This is a genomic window from Pseudomonas sp. B15(2017), assembly GCF_002113215.1.
GTDB lineage: Bacteria > Pseudomonadota > Gammaproteobacteria > Pseudomonadales > Pseudomonadaceae > Aquipseudomonas.
Map to the genome: position 1 here is coordinate 49,579 of NZ_NEJZ01000004.1, position 15,502 is coordinate 65,080.

Consider the following 15,502-nt stretch of genomic DNA (forward strand, 5'->3'; position numbering starts at 1 on the left):
GAACGGAAACCCGAGCTTACGCGGCCAATCCTTAACAATTTGTGAACGTCACGACAGCGGTCGTGACCAGCGCTGATCCGGCGTTTCGAAACGCGGATTGACCCGCGCCGTCAGCACATGATCCTGCCAGCGCCCGGCAATGTTCAGGTAGGCCTTGGCGTAGCCTTCCCGTTCGAATCCAAGGCGCTCCAGCAACCGTTCGCTGCGCTCATTGCCGGGAATGTAATTGGCCATGATCCGGTGCAGGTTCTGGGTGTCGAACATGTAAGCGATGGCCGCCTCCAGCGCTTCCTGCATCAAACCCTTGCCCTGATGCGCTTCGTCGATGTGATACCCCAGATAACAGGCCTGAAACGCACCGCGGATGATCCCGCTGAAATTGCAGGCGCCGATCATCTGCCCGCCATCCGGAGTCAGCAACGCCATATGCACCGCCAGCCCGGCGTCGAAGGCGCTGGCCTGTATCTCTAGACGTCGGCGGATCTGTTCAGTGGAAAAATAGTCGGTGGTGCGAATCGGCGACCACGGCGCGAGGTGGCGTTGATTGCGCTGGTAGAACGCGCTTTCCAGCGGCGCCTGATCCGGGTCGAGTACCGCGAGCGTCAGGCGTTGACAGGGCAGGGTCAGCAGCGGCATCGGGTGCTCCGGGTCTCGGGATTGATCACCAGAATTGCCCGGTGATCAGGAAAATACAAATCGCCGCCAGATTCCGGGCGAAAAAAAGCCCGCAGGAGCGCGGGCGAACCGTAGTTTCTTGAATGAGCGAGGCCAATGTACACGGCCATCACCGCCGCCGGGGTGAAGAAAAGTTCATGTCGATGAACGACTTGCGTCATCGACGAGCGGTCGTTTTTCAGTGAACGACCGGTGCCGTCGTACGAGGCACCAGATTCACCGGATCAAAGTTCTCCACGGCGCGATTGACCAGCATTTCGGTCATGATCGACAGCTGCCGGATCGCCAGCAACCGGCTGCGCTGAGAGCCAGTGAAATCATCGGCGATGTTGGCCGTCATCATGTTCAGCGCCGCCAGGGTCTCACAGGCATGGGTCAGCAGAGTGGCCGTGTCCACGTCGGTGCGCACGGAGAAAATCTCGTTGAACGGCAGGGTGCGACGCGGCTTTCTCACGTATTCCTGAGGCTGGGCAAGCACAGCCGGTTCTTTCGATTCGGTCTCGTGAGGCGGTGTTTGATCAGGCAGGCTTGGGTTGTCTTTTTTCATGACGAGGCTCCATGGTTTCAGTCTCCCGGCGAATCCCTTTGGTAAACCATCTGCCGGGTTGCAGCGGAGCGCGAAGACTAGCGTTTGGAAGCATCTTGAACCAGTTCATGGAAGTCGACGCGGGTTGCGGGAAATTTCCTAGGACGTTGGGTGGAGACGTTGTCCGGATGGGGAACTGCAGATGCGACAAGGCCCGCACTTGGCGGGCCTTGTCGTTGAGAGTTGGTGGGCCGGGGTAATCTGAACAGGGAATATAACTTATTGTTTATTAAGAAAAAGATAGATTTTATTTTTTATCTGGAATGCCATTTGGAATGCCAAACGTTGTATGTCGCTGCAGATCGGACAGTTAATCACTTTGATCCTTGTCCCAGGCTTTTGGTCAGCGAGCGCTGGGTAACCTGAACGTTTTTTTCTTTTGGGGACTGATTTTCACCACGGGTGAAGGGGTGTCGGTTTGAGCGTGAGGGAAATCATCGGTCGGGCTTGAATTTAAGTCCACCGGTGCTGCTTGTTCTGGCTGATCATCCTCTGCCGTTCCGGACGGCATTTGACTATTGCAGGGTGAATCTGGAATGAGGGTAATAGCCTCTTCCTGCTCAAGCAGAGATTCAGCGGCTTCTGGGGCAGCCTGCGATCTAGAGCGCTCATTTGAAGCTGCCGAAGTGGACTCGCCTGATTTCTTCTCCAGCAACTGAGGTTCACACATAGATTCTTCAGTTAAGGAACGACTGGGTATAGCTGAGTTATCGGGCTGTATGGCGCCTCCGACGAACATCTCGTGGAGGTCTTGAATTGTGTGGTGACGACTCCCTTGCAAAGTTTGTTTCGACAGTTGCCTTTGCTGTCTGCGCACGTGGGCTGTGTAAGCCTTTGTAATCATGCTCTCCAGCAGCACGGCTGGGCTCTTTTTTTGCTCTTTGGCCATGGTTTGCAGATGGCTCTTGGTGGCTGTACTCAGAGTGAATACGCACACTTGGCGGCCGCTATCCTTTTTCTTGTTTCTGTCTCTCTCCTGGCGCCAAGCATCCTTCATGTCGCGAAATAGTTTGCTCGCGCCAGCGTCCTGCTCGATATACATGCCTGCATCCAGCATTTCGTTGTGGGACGGAAGCTCATTCGGAAGGATCCTCTCCCCGCTATGGAAAATTCTCTCTAAGCCTTTCGCTTGCAAATACTTCAAGGCCCAAAGGCGTTGATTCGTATTTTCAGGATCAAGCCAATCCAGCCCAACTACTCTCTTGCGTCCCATTCTCATCTATTCCTGCTGGAGCATTCGCAATGGCCAGTATATTCATTATTGATAACGTTATGCATAACGACATAAGATTTCTCCGATAAAAATAGGGTATATTTAGCTGTGATTATTTCTGGATTGCATATGCTAATTAGTCTTTTATCACTGAATTTAGGGCGACTGGATTCCAAGGCTCGGTTCACGCTGGCGTCGTTTTACCTGCGTTATGAATTCACTGACACAGGGCCGATCACTATTGATGAGCTGGCTGGTTGCCTTGGAGTGCCTACGAGAGAGTGTGCCAATGCGCTCAACTTGCTCGTGAAAGAATCGATCCTCATCGCTACAACGGCGTTGGCTCAACGAGCCGGTCGGCTGAAAAAATCGTTTCGCATCCATGACGACGTGGTAAATAGGCTCGGGATTGCGAGTTTTATTTCGCGCCCCCTAGATCTTGCGCCGCACTTTGGCGCCGTCGAGCACCTAATCAAGGGGCCTTACATTCACGCCACCAGGCCCGACGTGGAAATCTATGCGATGCCGGCTAATACCGTGAAGGCGGAGCAAACGAGGGCAGCAGTGCCGAACCGCACTTCTTTGCTCAGTCGATCCAATCGACTTCTTCTTGCAGTGCTATCCGCTCATGCAGACCGTTTTGGCGTAGTAAATTCGCTCGGGAGTGTAGAGCTATGTCGACTCACCGGCCTTGAGCAGACAAGCCTTAAACAACGGATTAAGAAGCTTATTGGAATGGGGTTTATTCGACGACACGTGCCCGGAGTAGCCAGTCCCATTTTTGCTGAAAAACTCAAAAGCAGTTATGTCCTTAACCTGAACCATCGGCAAATCACCTCGGGGACGGACCGGATCAGCTTCGTTGTGCATGAGTGTGTGGGCGAAGGGGCTGACGATGTTCGGTACCTGGGGGATGTTTGGTTTGATCTTGAGCTCTGGCGCAATCCAACTACTAAGCATAAATACTCGTTGTCTGAGCTTTCCACACCGGCCTCAGTTATCCGCCTTTTTAGGTATGCGCCCAAGCACGCGATTGAGCAGCTTGAGTTTTATTTGAGTGGGCGTGTGTCAGACCTTCTGGCACAGCACTGGGAGCAGCTACACGTAGCCAAGTCAGGCGTTGCCCTTGGCATCCGAGACGACATCAGCGCATTTTTTCGCAAACCGATGAGGGACGTTAAAGATGCGAGCTTGCTCGACGAGGCTGAAGTCATAGATTTTTTATGGGTGATGACTATTCAGTTTGCGCGTGTGTGTAAGGTGCGCTTTTCACGGGTTGATGGGCTGGTCTGGTCAAGTCTGAACTTCAGACTTCTCCCCAGTGATTTGCGGCTGGGGTATGCAAGTTTAGGGATGTTGATTGATGGGGGGGCTGGCGGTGGCAAGCTGCTGAGAGAGGTCGGCGAGCACGTCGAAACAACGGACGTCACTACGGAAGCCCTTTGTCCAGTTGAGCTTAGAGAAAAGGCGGGTTTGCTCACGCCGGCACGATCGAAAACCGTCTAGGCGGTTATTTTTTATCGCCCCTGCCAATCCTCTGAACGAATACGAGGAGCCCCGTTCATGAGGATCATCCGTTTAAAAGAAGTCATCGACTCGACAGGTCTTGCCCGGTCGACCATCTACAAATATATCGCGGAAGGTAGCTTCCCGAAACCGGTATCTCTCGGCGACCGCTGCGTCGGCTGGGTCGATAGCGAGGTTCACGATTGGATCCTGGCGCGGATCGAAGAGCGTGACCTGGCTGAGGGAGCTGCAGTGCGGTCCACCGGCCACCTGAGTATGGCCAGCTAGAAACCAGCATAAGCGCCATGACCGGCTATGGCTGGTCATGGCGCTTATGCTGGGTAGGGTGTAATCCCCCGTTGGACGCCCCAGCAGACCGAGCAATGCGATGGTTTATTTCCGGAGTAGACACCCTGGAGAAGTTCACGGCGTGGCCATGAAAAAACACCCTGTGATCACGGAGTAGGCGAGAGCGTCAGTTGCGGCACGAGTATTATGCTTTTATTAGCTCTTCCTACCCGTAGGTTCGCAGTGTTGCTGAGGTATGAGCTGCAGGCACTGACCAGAATATCTAGTGGGAGAGCTCCAGGTAGCCAGTCGAGCGTAAAAAATTACACATGATGAAGATCGGTATGAAACTCAACTAGGAGTCATACCCATGCTTCGTCATTCCAATAACACGAGCTACCACCCGCTTCGTCATCCAGGCAACACCAACCTCCATCTGCAGTACGGGCCTACCTACCGTGGCCTGCCCTTGATGGTCGACAAGGGGCCGTATGTAGAGGAGTACCTATCCAGTCTCCTGCGCGTTATCCAGCGGGCACTGACTCAGTATCCTAGGGTCATGGCATTCCGGGTGGACCTCCACCTGCCGAGGGAGATAGATCTGTCCGCTAACACCAACAAGATCATTAGCAGGTTTATCGAGTCCTTCTGCGCCAAGATTGACTACCACCGCAGCCAGTTGCGTGAGCAAAAGCAGGATGCTCGTGGTTGCAAGGTTCGCTATGCCTGGGCAAGGGAGGTTGGAATGAGTGGAAGGCCGCACTACCACCTAGTATTCCTGCTGAATCATGATGCTTATCACAGGCCAGGTCGGGTGCAATCTACGAGTCGAAATCTCGTGACGCGCCTGCAGGAAGCTTGGGCTAGTGCCTTGCAGCTATCAGTCGATCAGGTACGTGGGCTGGTGCATATCACTGACAATGCCACATATCGAATCTACCGGGACGTCCCCGACGGCAAGATGGATGAGCTGCCTGACTTGTTTCGGCGGGCCAGCTACCTGTGCAAGGAGGCTACGAAGTCTTACGGGGATCGCCAGCGAGGCTTCGCCACTAGCCGGGGATGACGTCGCGATTAGGACGTATTCTGCGGGGGTACGCAGCTCGAGCTGATGGTGAACAGAGCATACAACTCTCCGCCATCAGCAGTTGGGCCTAATGAAGACAACAAGAGGGACTGAGATCTGCCCAACTGTACCCTGTTCTGGTAGTCTCCCGTCGACTTAACACGACTATGACAGCTTGAGATTGAGCGTAATTGCCATGAATACTGAACCTTGGGTCACTGCCGAGCAGGTCTCCCTTCACTTGGGGGTGGCCAAGGACACGGTATATCGCTGGCGTGAGCGGCGGGGCATGCCGGCTCATCGCATTGGCAGACTCTGGAAGTTCCAGCTCTCCGAGGTGGATGAATGGGTGCGGGCTGGTGGGGCGGATGATGCCTTCGACACCGCAGCGCAACACAACTAGCGCATTGCATAAGGAAGAGCACACCTGATGGTTTTCAGTGAAGATTCGCGCGTCAAGATCCCCTGCATCTTGCACCTGGTTCGCCTGGGCTACAGCTACCTCTCCCTGAAAGGTGCTTCCTGGGATGAGCAAACCAATATCTTTCCGGCGCTTTTTTGTTCTTCGTTGGCCAGGATCAACCCTGGTGTGGAGGCCGATGACATCGACCGCCTGCTGGCTGAGGTCAAGCTCCTGTTAGATAACGAGGACCTCGGTCAGGCCTTCTGCGATAGGCTCACCGAGCGCTCGGGCACCCGTCTGATTGACTTCGAGAACTTCGACAACAACAGCTTCCACGTTGTGACCGAGCTGCCATGCCGAAATGGTGATGATGAGTTCCGGCCCGACATCACCCTGCTTATCAATGGCATGCCGCTGGCCTTTATCGAGGTCAAGAAGCCTAACAACCGCGAAGGCGTGCTGGCCGAGCGCAACCGCATCATCACGCGCTGCCGCAATCTGCGCTTCCGTCGCTTCATCAACATTACCCAGTTGATGGTCTTCTCCAACAACATGGAGTATGAAGACGGCTCGCCGCAGCCAATCGAAGGTGCCTTCTATGCCAGCCCTTCGTATGACTCGCCAATCTTCAACTACTTCCGTGAAGAGGAAGCGTTGAATCTGGCCGAGCTGCTGACCGCAGAAGATGACGACATCGAGAACGCGGTGCTGCGCGACAACAATCTCAACGTCATCAAGCACAGTCCGGAGTTCCTCAGTAACAAGGATCCCGACGCGCCGACCAACCGTATCTGCACGTCACTGTTCAGCCGTCAACGCTTGGCCTTTCTGCTGCGTTTTTCGCTCGTCTATGTGAACGAGGCCGACGGCCTGCAAAAGCATGTCATGCGATACCCGCAGCTTTTCGCCACTAAGGCGATTGAGAAGAAGCTCGACGCTGGCGTACGCAAGGGCATCATCTGGCACACCCAGGGAAGCGGCAAGACCGCGCTTGCTTATTACAACACCCGCTTTCTGACGGACTACTTTCAGCGTCAGGGCATCATTCCCAAGTTCTACTTCATCGTCGACCGGCTCGATCTGCTCACCCAGGCCCAGCGCGAATTTGCCGGGCGCGGGCTGATCGTACACAGCATCGACAGTCGTGAAGCCTTCGCTCGCGACATCAAGGCCACCCAGGTGTTGCACAACCACAGCGGCAGGTCAGAGATCACCGTGGTCAACATCCAGAAATTCCAGGATGACCCGGACGTGGTGCGTACTGAGGACTACGACGTCAACATTCAGCGCGTCTACTTCCTTGATGAGGTGCACCGCAGCTACAACCCACAGGGCAGTTTCCTCGCCAACCTCAGCCAGTCAGACCGCAGCGCCATCAAGATTGGCCTTACCGGCACCCCCTTGTTAGGTGACGATCGCAATTCCCGTGCCTTGTTCGGTGACTACATCCACAAGTACTACTACAACGCATCCATCGCAGACGGCTACACCCTGCGATTGATCCGTGAAGAAATTGCCACCAACTACAAACTGGTCCTTCAGGAAGCGCTGGCCGCTGTAGAACTGCAACAGGGTGACATTGACCGCAAGCTTGTCTACTCCCACCCGAAGTTCGTCGAGCCTATGCTCGAATACATCGTGCGTGATTTCGAAAAGAGCCGCGGTGCGCTAGCCGACGCCAGCATCGGCGGTATGGTGATCTGCGACAGCGCCGAACAGGCCCGGCAGATGTTCGAGATCTTCAACGCTGTTCATGCCAAGCTGGGCCAGCCCAGCCCCAACCTGCAGGACTCTTCGCAGGCCTTGATCGCCGCCGCGCAGCCCGGCAGCGATGCTGCCCGCATTCAGTTGGAAAATAAGGCGAAAAGCGCCGCGTTGATTCTGCATGACGTAGGCAGCAAAGAAGAACGTAAGCAATGGGTGGAAGACTTTAAGGCGGGCAAAATTGACCTGCTGTTCGTCTACAACATGCTGCTCACCGGCTTCGATGCCAAGCGCCTGAAGAAGCTCTACCTCGGCCGGGTGATCCGTTCGCACAACCTGTTGCAGGCGCTCACCCGCGTCAATCGTACCTATAAGGATTTCCGCTACGGCTACGTGGTCGATTTCGCCGACATCCGCAAGGAGTTCGACGCCACCAACAAGGCCTATTTCGATGAGCTGCAGGCCGAGTTGGGCGACGAGGTCGAGCACTACTCCAATCTGTTCAAATCCGCTGAAGAAATCGCCGAGGAAATCGAAGCGATCAAGGACATCCTGTTTAGCTTCAACATCGAGAACGCCGAAGAGTTTTCGCGGCAGATCATCCAAATTCAGGATCGCGCCACGGTGCTGGCGCTCAAGAAGGCACTGGCCGACGCCCGCAGCCTTTATAACCTGATTCGCCTGCAGGGCGACTACGCACTCCTGCAGCAGCTTGATTTCCAGAAGCTCAACCAGCTCTACCGCGAAACCTGCAACCACCTCGATATGCTCAATCTGAAAGAGAGCATCGAATCCAGCACCGACACCGCCAACCTGCTCAACGTGGCGCTGGAAGATGTGCTGTTCATGTTCTCCAAGATCCGGGAAGAAGAGCTGGTACTGGCTGACAAGCTCAAGAACACCCTGCGTCAGACCCGTGAAGCTCTGGTCGACAATTTCGACCAGCAAGATCCCAAGTTCATTACGCTCAGAGAAGAGCTGGAGCGACTGTTCAAGAAAAAGAAACTCAACGAAGTCAGTCAGGAAGAAATGACTGCCAACATCGGCGCGCTCAACGCGATTCACGACCAGGTCAAAGAGCTCAATCGGCAGAATAATCAGCTGCGCGCCAAGTACCAAGGTGACGCCAAATACACCCGCATCCACAAGCGTCTGCAAGAGCGCGGCGGCCTCACACAAACCGAACGCCGTCTGTTTGAGGCGCTTTCCGGCGTGAAACAGCAGGCCGACGAACAGGTGCTGCAGAACACTCAGCTAGTGAACAACGAAAGCTACTTTGAAGGGATGATGATGCCGCTGGTGATTGGCGAGTTTCAAAATCGCCAGAAAATTCAGCTCACCCCAGGCGCTTCCCGCACCATCAACCAATTGGTGGTGGCCGAATACATAAATGAATTTGCCTCAGGCACTCGAATAGGAACACGTACGTGGTAACGCAGGAATTTGAGCAACGCACTCGCCGGCTGATCGACAGTCTCAAGACCATCTGTGCCAGCTTTGGTCTTGGCAACGACGGCAACGAATTCAAGATCATCACCCAGGTCTTTCTCTATAAGTTCCTCAACGACAAATTCACCTTCGAAGCCAAGAAAATCCGTCCCGAGCTAAGCCAAGCCCTCACTTGGGAGCAGGCCATGGCCGGTCTTAGCGCTGATGAATTGGAAATGTTGCAGTTGCAGTTGGGGCCGGACACTCCACGCCTCAAGCCAGAGCACTTCCTCGCCCATTTATTCGTCCGGCAGAATGAGCCTGAATTCGCCAAGTTGTTTGACGATACCCTGCGCGACATCGCCATTACCAACAACGATATCTTCGCGGTGAAAACCGATGGCGGAGCCAAGGTCACGTTGTTTGATCGCGTCAGCGAATACATCTCCGACCCATCCAAGCGCGACGATTTTTGCCGTGCCCTGATCAACAAACTGGTGGAATTCAGTTTAGAGCGCAGCTTTGAGAGCATCTTTACTCAGAAGTACGACTTCTATTCCACGCTTTTCGAATACCTGATCAAGGACTATAACAAGGACAGCGGCGGCAAATACGCCGAGTATTACACCCCACACGCCGTGGCCAAGATCATGGCTGCCATTCTGGTTCCCGAAAATGTGCGCGGCAAAATCAGGAACGTGAGCTGCTACGACCCGTCCGCCGGCTCCGGCACCTTGCTGATGAACATCGCCCACGCCATCGGCGAGCAGCGCTGCAGCATTTATTCGCAGGACATTTCGCAAAAATCATCCAGTCTGCTGCGCTTGAACCTGATCCTCAATAACCTGGTGCATTCCATCCCCAATATCATCCAGGGCAACACTATGCTCCACCCCTACCACCGGGAGGGCAAGGCGCTTAAAAAATTCGATTACATTGTCAGCAATCCGCCGTTCAAGATGGATTTCAGCGATTTTCGTAACGAACTGGATAGCAAGGAACATCAGGAGCGCTTCTTCGCCGGGGTACCAAATATCCCCAAGCAGGCCGTCGACAAGATGGCCATTTACCAGCTCTTCTTGCAGCACATCATTCATTCGCTAAAGTCGGGCGGCAAAGCGGCTGTGGTAGTACCTACCGGCTTTATAAGTGCACAAAGCGGCATAGATAAAAAAGTCCGTCAGCATCTGGTTGATAACAGAATGCTGGCTGGCGTTGTATCCATGCCTAGCAACATCTTCGCCACGACCGGAACTAACGTATCAATTTTGTTTATCGATGCTGCAAATAAGGATGGAGTGGTTCTGGTTGATGCTTCTAACCTCGGTACCAAGGTCAAGGACGGCAAGAATCAGAAAACTTTGCTTTCTGAAATCGAAGAAGACCGCATTATTGCAACCTTTAACTCCAAGCAAGCGGTGGATAATTTCTCCGTAATAGTTAGCTACGACGAGATAGCTACCAAGAATTACTCCTTAAGTGCAGGGCAGTATTTCGATGTCAAACTCGACTATACCGAGCTGACGCAGGCGCAATTCACAGCCAAGATGCAAGGGTTCACTGAGACTCTGGGCACTCTATTCTCCGAATCAGTTGGGTTAGAGCAAGAGATTATGAAGCAGTTGGCAGGAGTGACTCTAAATGAGTGACTTTATGACCACTATCAGTAATGTTGCGACTATTTTTGATGGCCCGCACGCTACACCAGAAAAAATAGAAGATGGACCCTATTTTTTAAGTATTTCTAGCCTGAACAGTGGACGTCTTGATCTTTCTAAGTCAGCCCACCTCAGCGAAGTCGATTTCAAAAAATGGACAAAGCGAGTTACCCCCCAAGAAGGCGATCTGCTTTTTTCATATGAAACGCGCCTAGGCGAGGCTGCGCTTATGCCCAATGGCATCAAGGCTTGCTTGGGCCGCCGAATGGGGTTATTACGTCCGCATAAAGAAAGGGTGATTCCAGAGTACCTTCTATATGCTTATCTATCGCCTGCGTTTCAGCAAACCATTATTGCCAACACGATTACCGGTGCGACAGTAGATAGAATTGCATTAAACGAAATGTCAGATTTTCGCATTCGCATACCGGAGATATCTGAGCAAAAAAAAGTATCCGGTTTGTTGAAGAATATTGATTCTAAAATCCAGTACAACAACCGAATCAACGCAGAACTTGAGTCGATGGCTAAGACACTGTACGACTACTGGTTCATGCAGTTCGACTTCCCAGACTTCAACGGTAAACCTTACAGGTCCTCCGGCGGTAAGATGGTTTATAGCACTGTGCTGAAGCGGGCTATTCCGTACGGATGGTCAGACTCAAGCATTCTCGCCGTTGCTGAACTGCTTGGTGGTGGCACGCCCACGAAAAAGAAGGCTGAATATTGGGGCGGTGATATTCCATTCTTCACCCCAACTGATGCCAATGGAGAAAGCTTCAAGTTCTCGACGGCAGACTACATAACTGATGAAGGCCTAAAAGGCAGTAGCACCAGGCTCTTTGGAAAGCATACTGTTTTCATTACGGCGCGGGGATCTGTAGGCAAGCTGACACTAGCAGGCGTCGGTATGGCAATGAATCAATCCTGCTACGCTCTGCGCGCCAAACCAGGAATCAGTCACACATTTCTGTTCCTCCTCGCCAAGGATTTGATCCATCACCTGCAGGTTAAATCCTCCGGGTCTGTCTTCGACTCCATCGTCTCGAATGATATTGAACTGACCAAGCTGGCAATTCCAACGGCGGATGTGATCGAGAAATTCGCAGCGATTGTTGAGCCCGCGTACGAGAAGATCGCCAACAACATCAAAGAGAACCTGCAGCTTGCTCAACTCCGCGATTGGCTGCTGCCCATGCTGATGAACGGCCAGGTCACGTTGGCGTAAGGTGGCCTGCCATGACTGAAAACTACAAAAACGCATCTGCAATCTTGCTACCAGGCTTCTGATTTTCATTTGCATGGTCGGCGAGCTGCTGTGTACTGCGCTCCGCGAGCGGTGAGTAACAACAAGGATGATCAAGAGTTATGAAGCTACAGACGCTGCGCCTATCGAATTTTCAGTCTTACGGTGCCGGGCCTACTGACGTTGACCTCGAAGCCATCACCTACTTGATCGGCCCTAATGGGGCCGGCAAGACAGCTGCGCTTCAAGCATTGTGCCGATTGTTCGCTTTCGATCCGTCCCAGCGTCGCATCCAGCGGTCTGATTTTCATGTCGCTTTCGATGAGAAGGATATTCCGGAGGAGCGCCAGCTTTGGATCGAAGCAGATTTTCTTTTCCCTGAACTGGCGGAAGACGAAGACAACAGCACGGTTGCTCCTCATTTTGGTCACATGCGCTTAGACGAGCCGGACGGTATTCCGCGAGTGCGTTTCCGTCTGAGCGCAGTCATGGGACAGGATGGCGACATCGAAGAAACCTTTGTTTATGTGCTGGATGTCAATCCAGATGGTTCGCCGCTCACCACTGCGCAAGTGCCGCGAGCCGAGCGCAACCATATACATGTCCACTACCTGCCCGCACGACGTGACCCTGCCGACCACATTGCTTATGGGGCCAATGCTTTGCTTGGGCGCATGCTCCGCGCTGTGCAGTTTGACAAAGAGCGAGACGTCATCAGGGGACTTACTGACGGCATAAGCGACAGCCTGGCCGCCAACCCATCAGTCAATGCGTTCAGCGAGCATCTGCAAATGACATGGGCATCGCTGCACAAAGGCAGTTTCTTTGCCGATCCCAAGATTACTTTCGCGGCCTCTGAGATTGAGGCCTTGCTACGGCATATGTCCGTCTCGTTCACGCCAGGGCATGATGAAAACTTTGTCGATTTTTCGCGACTTAGCGATGGCCAGAAATCGATGCTCTATCTGTCCCTCGTGCTGTCGTCACAGGCTATAGGTCGTGCCGTCTTAGCGGAGAAAGACAAGTCTTTCGATCCTGACAAACTGCGGCCCCCCGTTTTTACACTGGTTGCCGTTGAAGAGCCTGAGAACAGTCTTTCCCCTCACTATCTGGGAAGGATTGTAAGTGCATTGAATGCCATGACAAGCCAAGGCGATGCTCAAGCCCTAATCGCTACGCATGCGCCTTCCATGCTTCGGCGAGTCGAGCCTGAACACATCCGCTACTTGCGGCTGACCGAGGCGCGGCAATCGCGCGTAACGTGCATTCAATTGCCTGAAAAAACAGACGAAGCACACAAGTTCGTGCGCGAGGCAGTACAGGCATTCCCTGAAGTTTATTTCTCTCGATTGATTGTCCTCGGCGAAGGGGACAGCGAAGAGATTGTGTTGCCACGCCTCTTGCGGGCCAAAGGTGCGCCGATTGATGAGTCCGCTGTCGCGATAGCGCCGCTGGGGGGCAGGCACGTGAACCATTTTTGGCGTCTGCTGGAGGCCCTGCGGATTCCATATCTAACGTTGCTTGATTTGGATGTGGCCCGCCATCAAGCGGGGTGGGGTCGGTTTAAATACGTAAACGACCAGCTGGGAACGTTTCGAGCGGACAAGGTCCTTCCAAAAGACCATGGAATTCCGAAATGGAATTCCAGTGAGCACAAGGTGCGTGAGTATCCCGTTTACATAGAGGCCTTTGAAGAACGGGACGTATATTTCTCCGACCCGATGGACCTAGATTTCGCGATGCTTCTCGCCTATCCAGACGCTTATGGCGTTGAAAAGGAGGTGCCAGATGCAGACGTGATCAAGGCTGTTCTCGGGAAAAGCCATCACGACTCCTCCCAATACAGCGAAGACGAACTCAAGCTGTTTGGCACCTATCATCAACGCTTCAAGCTTGGCAGCAAGCCCGCCGCGCATATCAGTGCACTTGCTCAACTAAGCGACCAAGAGTTGCTTGAAAATATGCCAGCATCCCTGAGCAGATTGGCAGACACCGTCATCGCCAAACTCGCGGAGCTGCCGGAGTGATTGCAGTCGAAGCCTGGCAGCCCGCTGACGGGTTGACGCTTGAACCGAATGCCTTGCTCGCAGCCAAGGAGCAGGAGTGCTGTCTTGCCCTGACTGCAGGGCCTGGTGCTGGCAAGACCGAGATGCTTGCACAGCGAGCAGATTTTCTTTTGCGCACCGGCACTTGTCGTTATCCCAAGCGGATCCTGGCCATCTCGTTCAAAGTTGATGCCAGCAAGAACCTGAAAGAGCGGGTTCAGCGTCGCTGCGGCCCAGATCTGGCCTCACGCTTTGATAGCTTCACCTTTCATGCCTTTGCCAAGCGCATCATCGATCGATTCCGGCCAGTGTTGACGGGTGAAGATGCCCTGGACGCGGGTTACAAAATCGCCGATAGCAAGGTGGGGCGCTCCCGAACTCAAATTGTGTTCGGAGACTTGGTGCCGTTGGCTATCCAGATACTGCGGAAGTCAAAAGTGGCTCGGAACGCCATTCGTCAGACCTACAGCGATGTCTTTCTGGATGAGTTTCAAGACTGCACTAACCTGCAGTACGAGCTAGTAAAGCTTGCCTTTCAGGACACCAGCATTCGTCTCACAGCCGTTGGCGATACCAAACAAAAAATCATGGGCTGGGCCGGGGCACTCGATGGCATCTTTGAAACCTTCGCGGCTGATTTTGCTGCGGTACCGCTCAACATGTACCGCAACTTCCGTTCCAAGCCACGCCTGCTTCGGGTGCAGAACGAGATCATTCGTGTACTTGATCTCGCGTCAGCCATGCCCGACGAGCAGCTTGCCGGTGATGAAGGTGAGGTTTTCGCATGGCAATTTGAGGACAGTCGCAGAGAGGCCGAGTACTTGGCGGATTTGATTGCCAACTGGATAAGAGTAGAGCAGCTGCCCCCGTCGGAAACAGCGGTGCTTGTTTCCAAGCAATTGGAGCTGTATGCCGACCATCTCATGGCAGCGTTGGAGGTGCGGGGAATTCCTTTTCGTAACGAACAGCAGATGCAGGACATCACGGTAGAGCCTGTCGCGCGCTTGATCGTTGACTATTTGTCCTGTCTCTATGGACAGCGCGAGCCCAAAGCCTGGGTTCGGTTAATGAACCAGTTAATTCCTTTCGCGGATGACGAAATCCAGTCAAGCACGCGGAAGAATTTAGATCGTTTGATCAAGCAGCAGCGAAAAGAAGCTGTCGTAGCTGAGCTTCTTGAGGTGCCGTTCTCCGGCTGGTGGGAGTCGGTACGGTCGTTCTTGAAGCAAGTCAGTATCGAAACCTTGGTCGCGCTTTCATCAGACTATGAATCCCACGACAGGCTCAAGGAAGTTGTCCGGGACACCAAAATGCGCATTGAAGAATTGCTCAAGATCGAGCCCGATCTGCCCAAGGCCCTTGAGCGCTTTTCGGATGAGCAAGCGGTACGCATTCTGACGATGCATAAGAGCAAGGGCTTGGAGTTCGATTCGGTCATCCTCCTTGGCGTCGAAAACCAAACCTTCTGGGGAAAGGCAGACGAAGAGCGTTGCGCTTTCTTTGTTGGCGTATCACGGGCCAAGCGTCGATTGATAATGACCGTCAGTGAGCGCCGTGAAACGCCTCCATCCAAACCATACAAGTGGGTTGAGCAAAGAGTGCCCCATGCAGAGTTTCTCGGCTATGCCAGGCTATTTTTAAGCAACGCAACATAATCTGCGTGCTAGGCAGTGGTTAATAACAA

Annotated in this window: 12 protein-coding genes; 9 read left to right on the plus strand and 3 right to left on the minus strand. The window is 53.5% G+C overall.

Annotated elements, in window-relative coordinates:
* Positions 1 to 48: 48 nt before the first annotated feature.
* From rimJ to CAF73_RS07990, 3 genes are all read right to left on the minus strand, one after another.
* Entirely contained in the window at positions 49 to 636 is a 588-nt protein-coding gene (gene rimJ, locus CAF73_RS07980; protein WP_085702412.1) for a ribosomal protein S5-alanine N-acetyltransferase, read from the minus strand.
* Positions 637 to 853: 217 nt separating this feature from the next.
* Positions 854 to 1,222, minus strand: coding sequence for a DUF6124 family protein (locus tag CAF73_RS07985; protein ID WP_085702413.1), 369 nt, complete (start codon positions 1,220 to 1,222; stop codon positions 854 to 856).
* A gap of 382 nt (positions 1,223 to 1,604) precedes the next feature.
* The gene (locus tag CAF73_RS07990; protein WP_085702414.1) at positions 1,605 to 2,474 is read right to left on the minus strand and encodes a hypothetical protein; all 870 of its coding nucleotides are present in this window, start codon (positions 2,472 to 2,474) and stop codon (positions 1,605 to 1,607) included.
* Between the two features lie 108 nt (positions 2,475 to 2,582).
* Between CAF73_RS07990 and CAF73_RS07995 the strand changes: the two genes are divergently transcribed.
* From CAF73_RS07995 to CAF73_RS08035, 9 genes are all read left to right on the plus strand, one after another.
* Positions 2,583 to 3,980 (plus strand): hypothetical protein, encoded by a 1,398-nt coding sequence (locus CAF73_RS07995; RefSeq protein ID WP_139834823.1) that lies wholly within the window; start codon positions 2,583 to 2,585, stop codon positions 3,978 to 3,980.
* A 57-nt stretch (positions 3,981 to 4,037) separates the two neighbouring features.
* Complete coding sequence (locus tag CAF73_RS08000) at positions 4,038 to 4,268, plus strand: AlpA family transcriptional regulator (protein WP_003235111.1); 231 nt, start codon at positions 4,038 to 4,040, stop codon at positions 4,266 to 4,268.
* Positions 4,269 to 4,638: 370 nt separating this feature from the next.
* Complete coding sequence (locus tag CAF73_RS08005; RefSeq protein ID WP_085702416.1) at positions 4,639 to 5,334, plus strand: inovirus Gp2 family protein; 696 nt, start codon at positions 4,639 to 4,641, stop codon at positions 5,332 to 5,334.
* Positions 5,335 to 5,530: 196 nt separating this feature from the next.
* Positions 5,531 to 5,737, plus strand: coding sequence for a helix-turn-helix domain-containing protein (locus CAF73_RS08010; RefSeq protein ID WP_003235107.1), 207 nt, complete (start codon positions 5,531 to 5,533; stop codon positions 5,735 to 5,737).
* Between the two features lie 27 nt (positions 5,738 to 5,764).
* Positions 5,765 to 8,875 carry a type I restriction endonuclease subunit R gene (locus tag CAF73_RS08015; protein WP_085702417.1) on the plus strand — a complete coding sequence of 1,037 codons (3,111 nt, stop codon included), beginning with the start codon at positions 5,765 to 5,767 and terminating at the stop codon, positions 8,873 to 8,875.
* Entirely contained in the window at positions 8,869 to 10,518 is a 1,650-nt protein-coding gene (locus tag CAF73_RS08020; protein ID WP_085702418.1) for a class I SAM-dependent DNA methyltransferase, read from the plus strand. The genes CAF73_RS08015 and CAF73_RS08020 overlap by 7 nt, the downstream gene beginning before the upstream one ends.
* Positions 10,511 to 11,755, plus strand: a complete 1,245-nt coding sequence (locus CAF73_RS08025) for a restriction endonuclease subunit S (RefSeq protein WP_085702419.1) — start codon at positions 10,511 to 10,513, stop codon at positions 11,753 to 11,755. Before CAF73_RS08020 ends, CAF73_RS08025 begins: the two co-directional genes overlap by 8 nt.
* 140 nt (positions 11,756 to 11,895) lie before the next feature.
* A complete protein-coding gene (locus CAF73_RS08030; RefSeq protein WP_085702420.1) occupies positions 11,896 to 13,800 on the plus strand; it encodes an ATP-dependent endonuclease in 1,905 nt (634 codons plus the stop codon).
* Positions 13,797 to 15,473 (plus strand): UvrD-helicase domain-containing protein, encoded by a 1,677-nt coding sequence (locus CAF73_RS08035; protein WP_085702421.1) that lies wholly within the window; start codon positions 13,797 to 13,799, stop codon positions 15,471 to 15,473. The genes CAF73_RS08030 and CAF73_RS08035 overlap by 4 nt, the downstream gene beginning before the upstream one ends.
* Positions 15,474 to 15,502: the final 29 nt, after the last annotated feature.

Excerpts from the sequence above, each read along its gene's own strand:
- rimJ (WP_085702412.1), bottom strand. The coding sequence starts at position 636 with ATGCCGCTGCTGACCCTGCCCTGTCAACGCCTGACGCTCGCGGTACTC.
- CAF73_RS07985 (WP_085702413.1), bottom strand. The coding sequence starts at position 1,222 with ATGAAAAAAGACAACCCAAGCCTGCCTGATCAAACACCGCCTCACGAG.
- CAF73_RS07990 (WP_085702414.1), bottom strand. The coding sequence starts at position 2,474 with ATGGGACGCAAGAGAGTAGTTGGGCTGGATTGGCTTGATCCTGAAAAT.
- CAF73_RS08000 (WP_003235111.1), top strand. The coding sequence starts at position 4,038 with ATGAGGATCATCCGTTTAAAAGAAGTCATCGACTCGACAGGTCTTGCC.
- CAF73_RS08005 (WP_085702416.1), top strand. The coding sequence starts at position 4,639 with ATGCTTCGTCATTCCAATAACACGAGCTACCACCCGCTTCGTCATCCA.
- CAF73_RS08010 (WP_003235107.1), top strand. The coding sequence starts at position 5,531 with ATGAATACTGAACCTTGGGTCACTGCCGAGCAGGTCTCCCTTCACTTG.
- CAF73_RS08015 (WP_085702417.1), top strand. The coding sequence starts at position 5,765 with ATGGTTTTCAGTGAAGATTCGCGCGTCAAGATCCCCTGCATCTTGCAC.
- CAF73_RS08025 (WP_085702419.1), top strand. The coding sequence starts at position 10,511 with ATGAGTGACTTTATGACCACTATCAGTAATGTTGCGACTATTTTTGAT.
- CAF73_RS08030 (WP_085702420.1), top strand. The coding sequence starts at position 11,896 with ATGAAGCTACAGACGCTGCGCCTATCGAATTTTCAGTCTTACGGTGCC.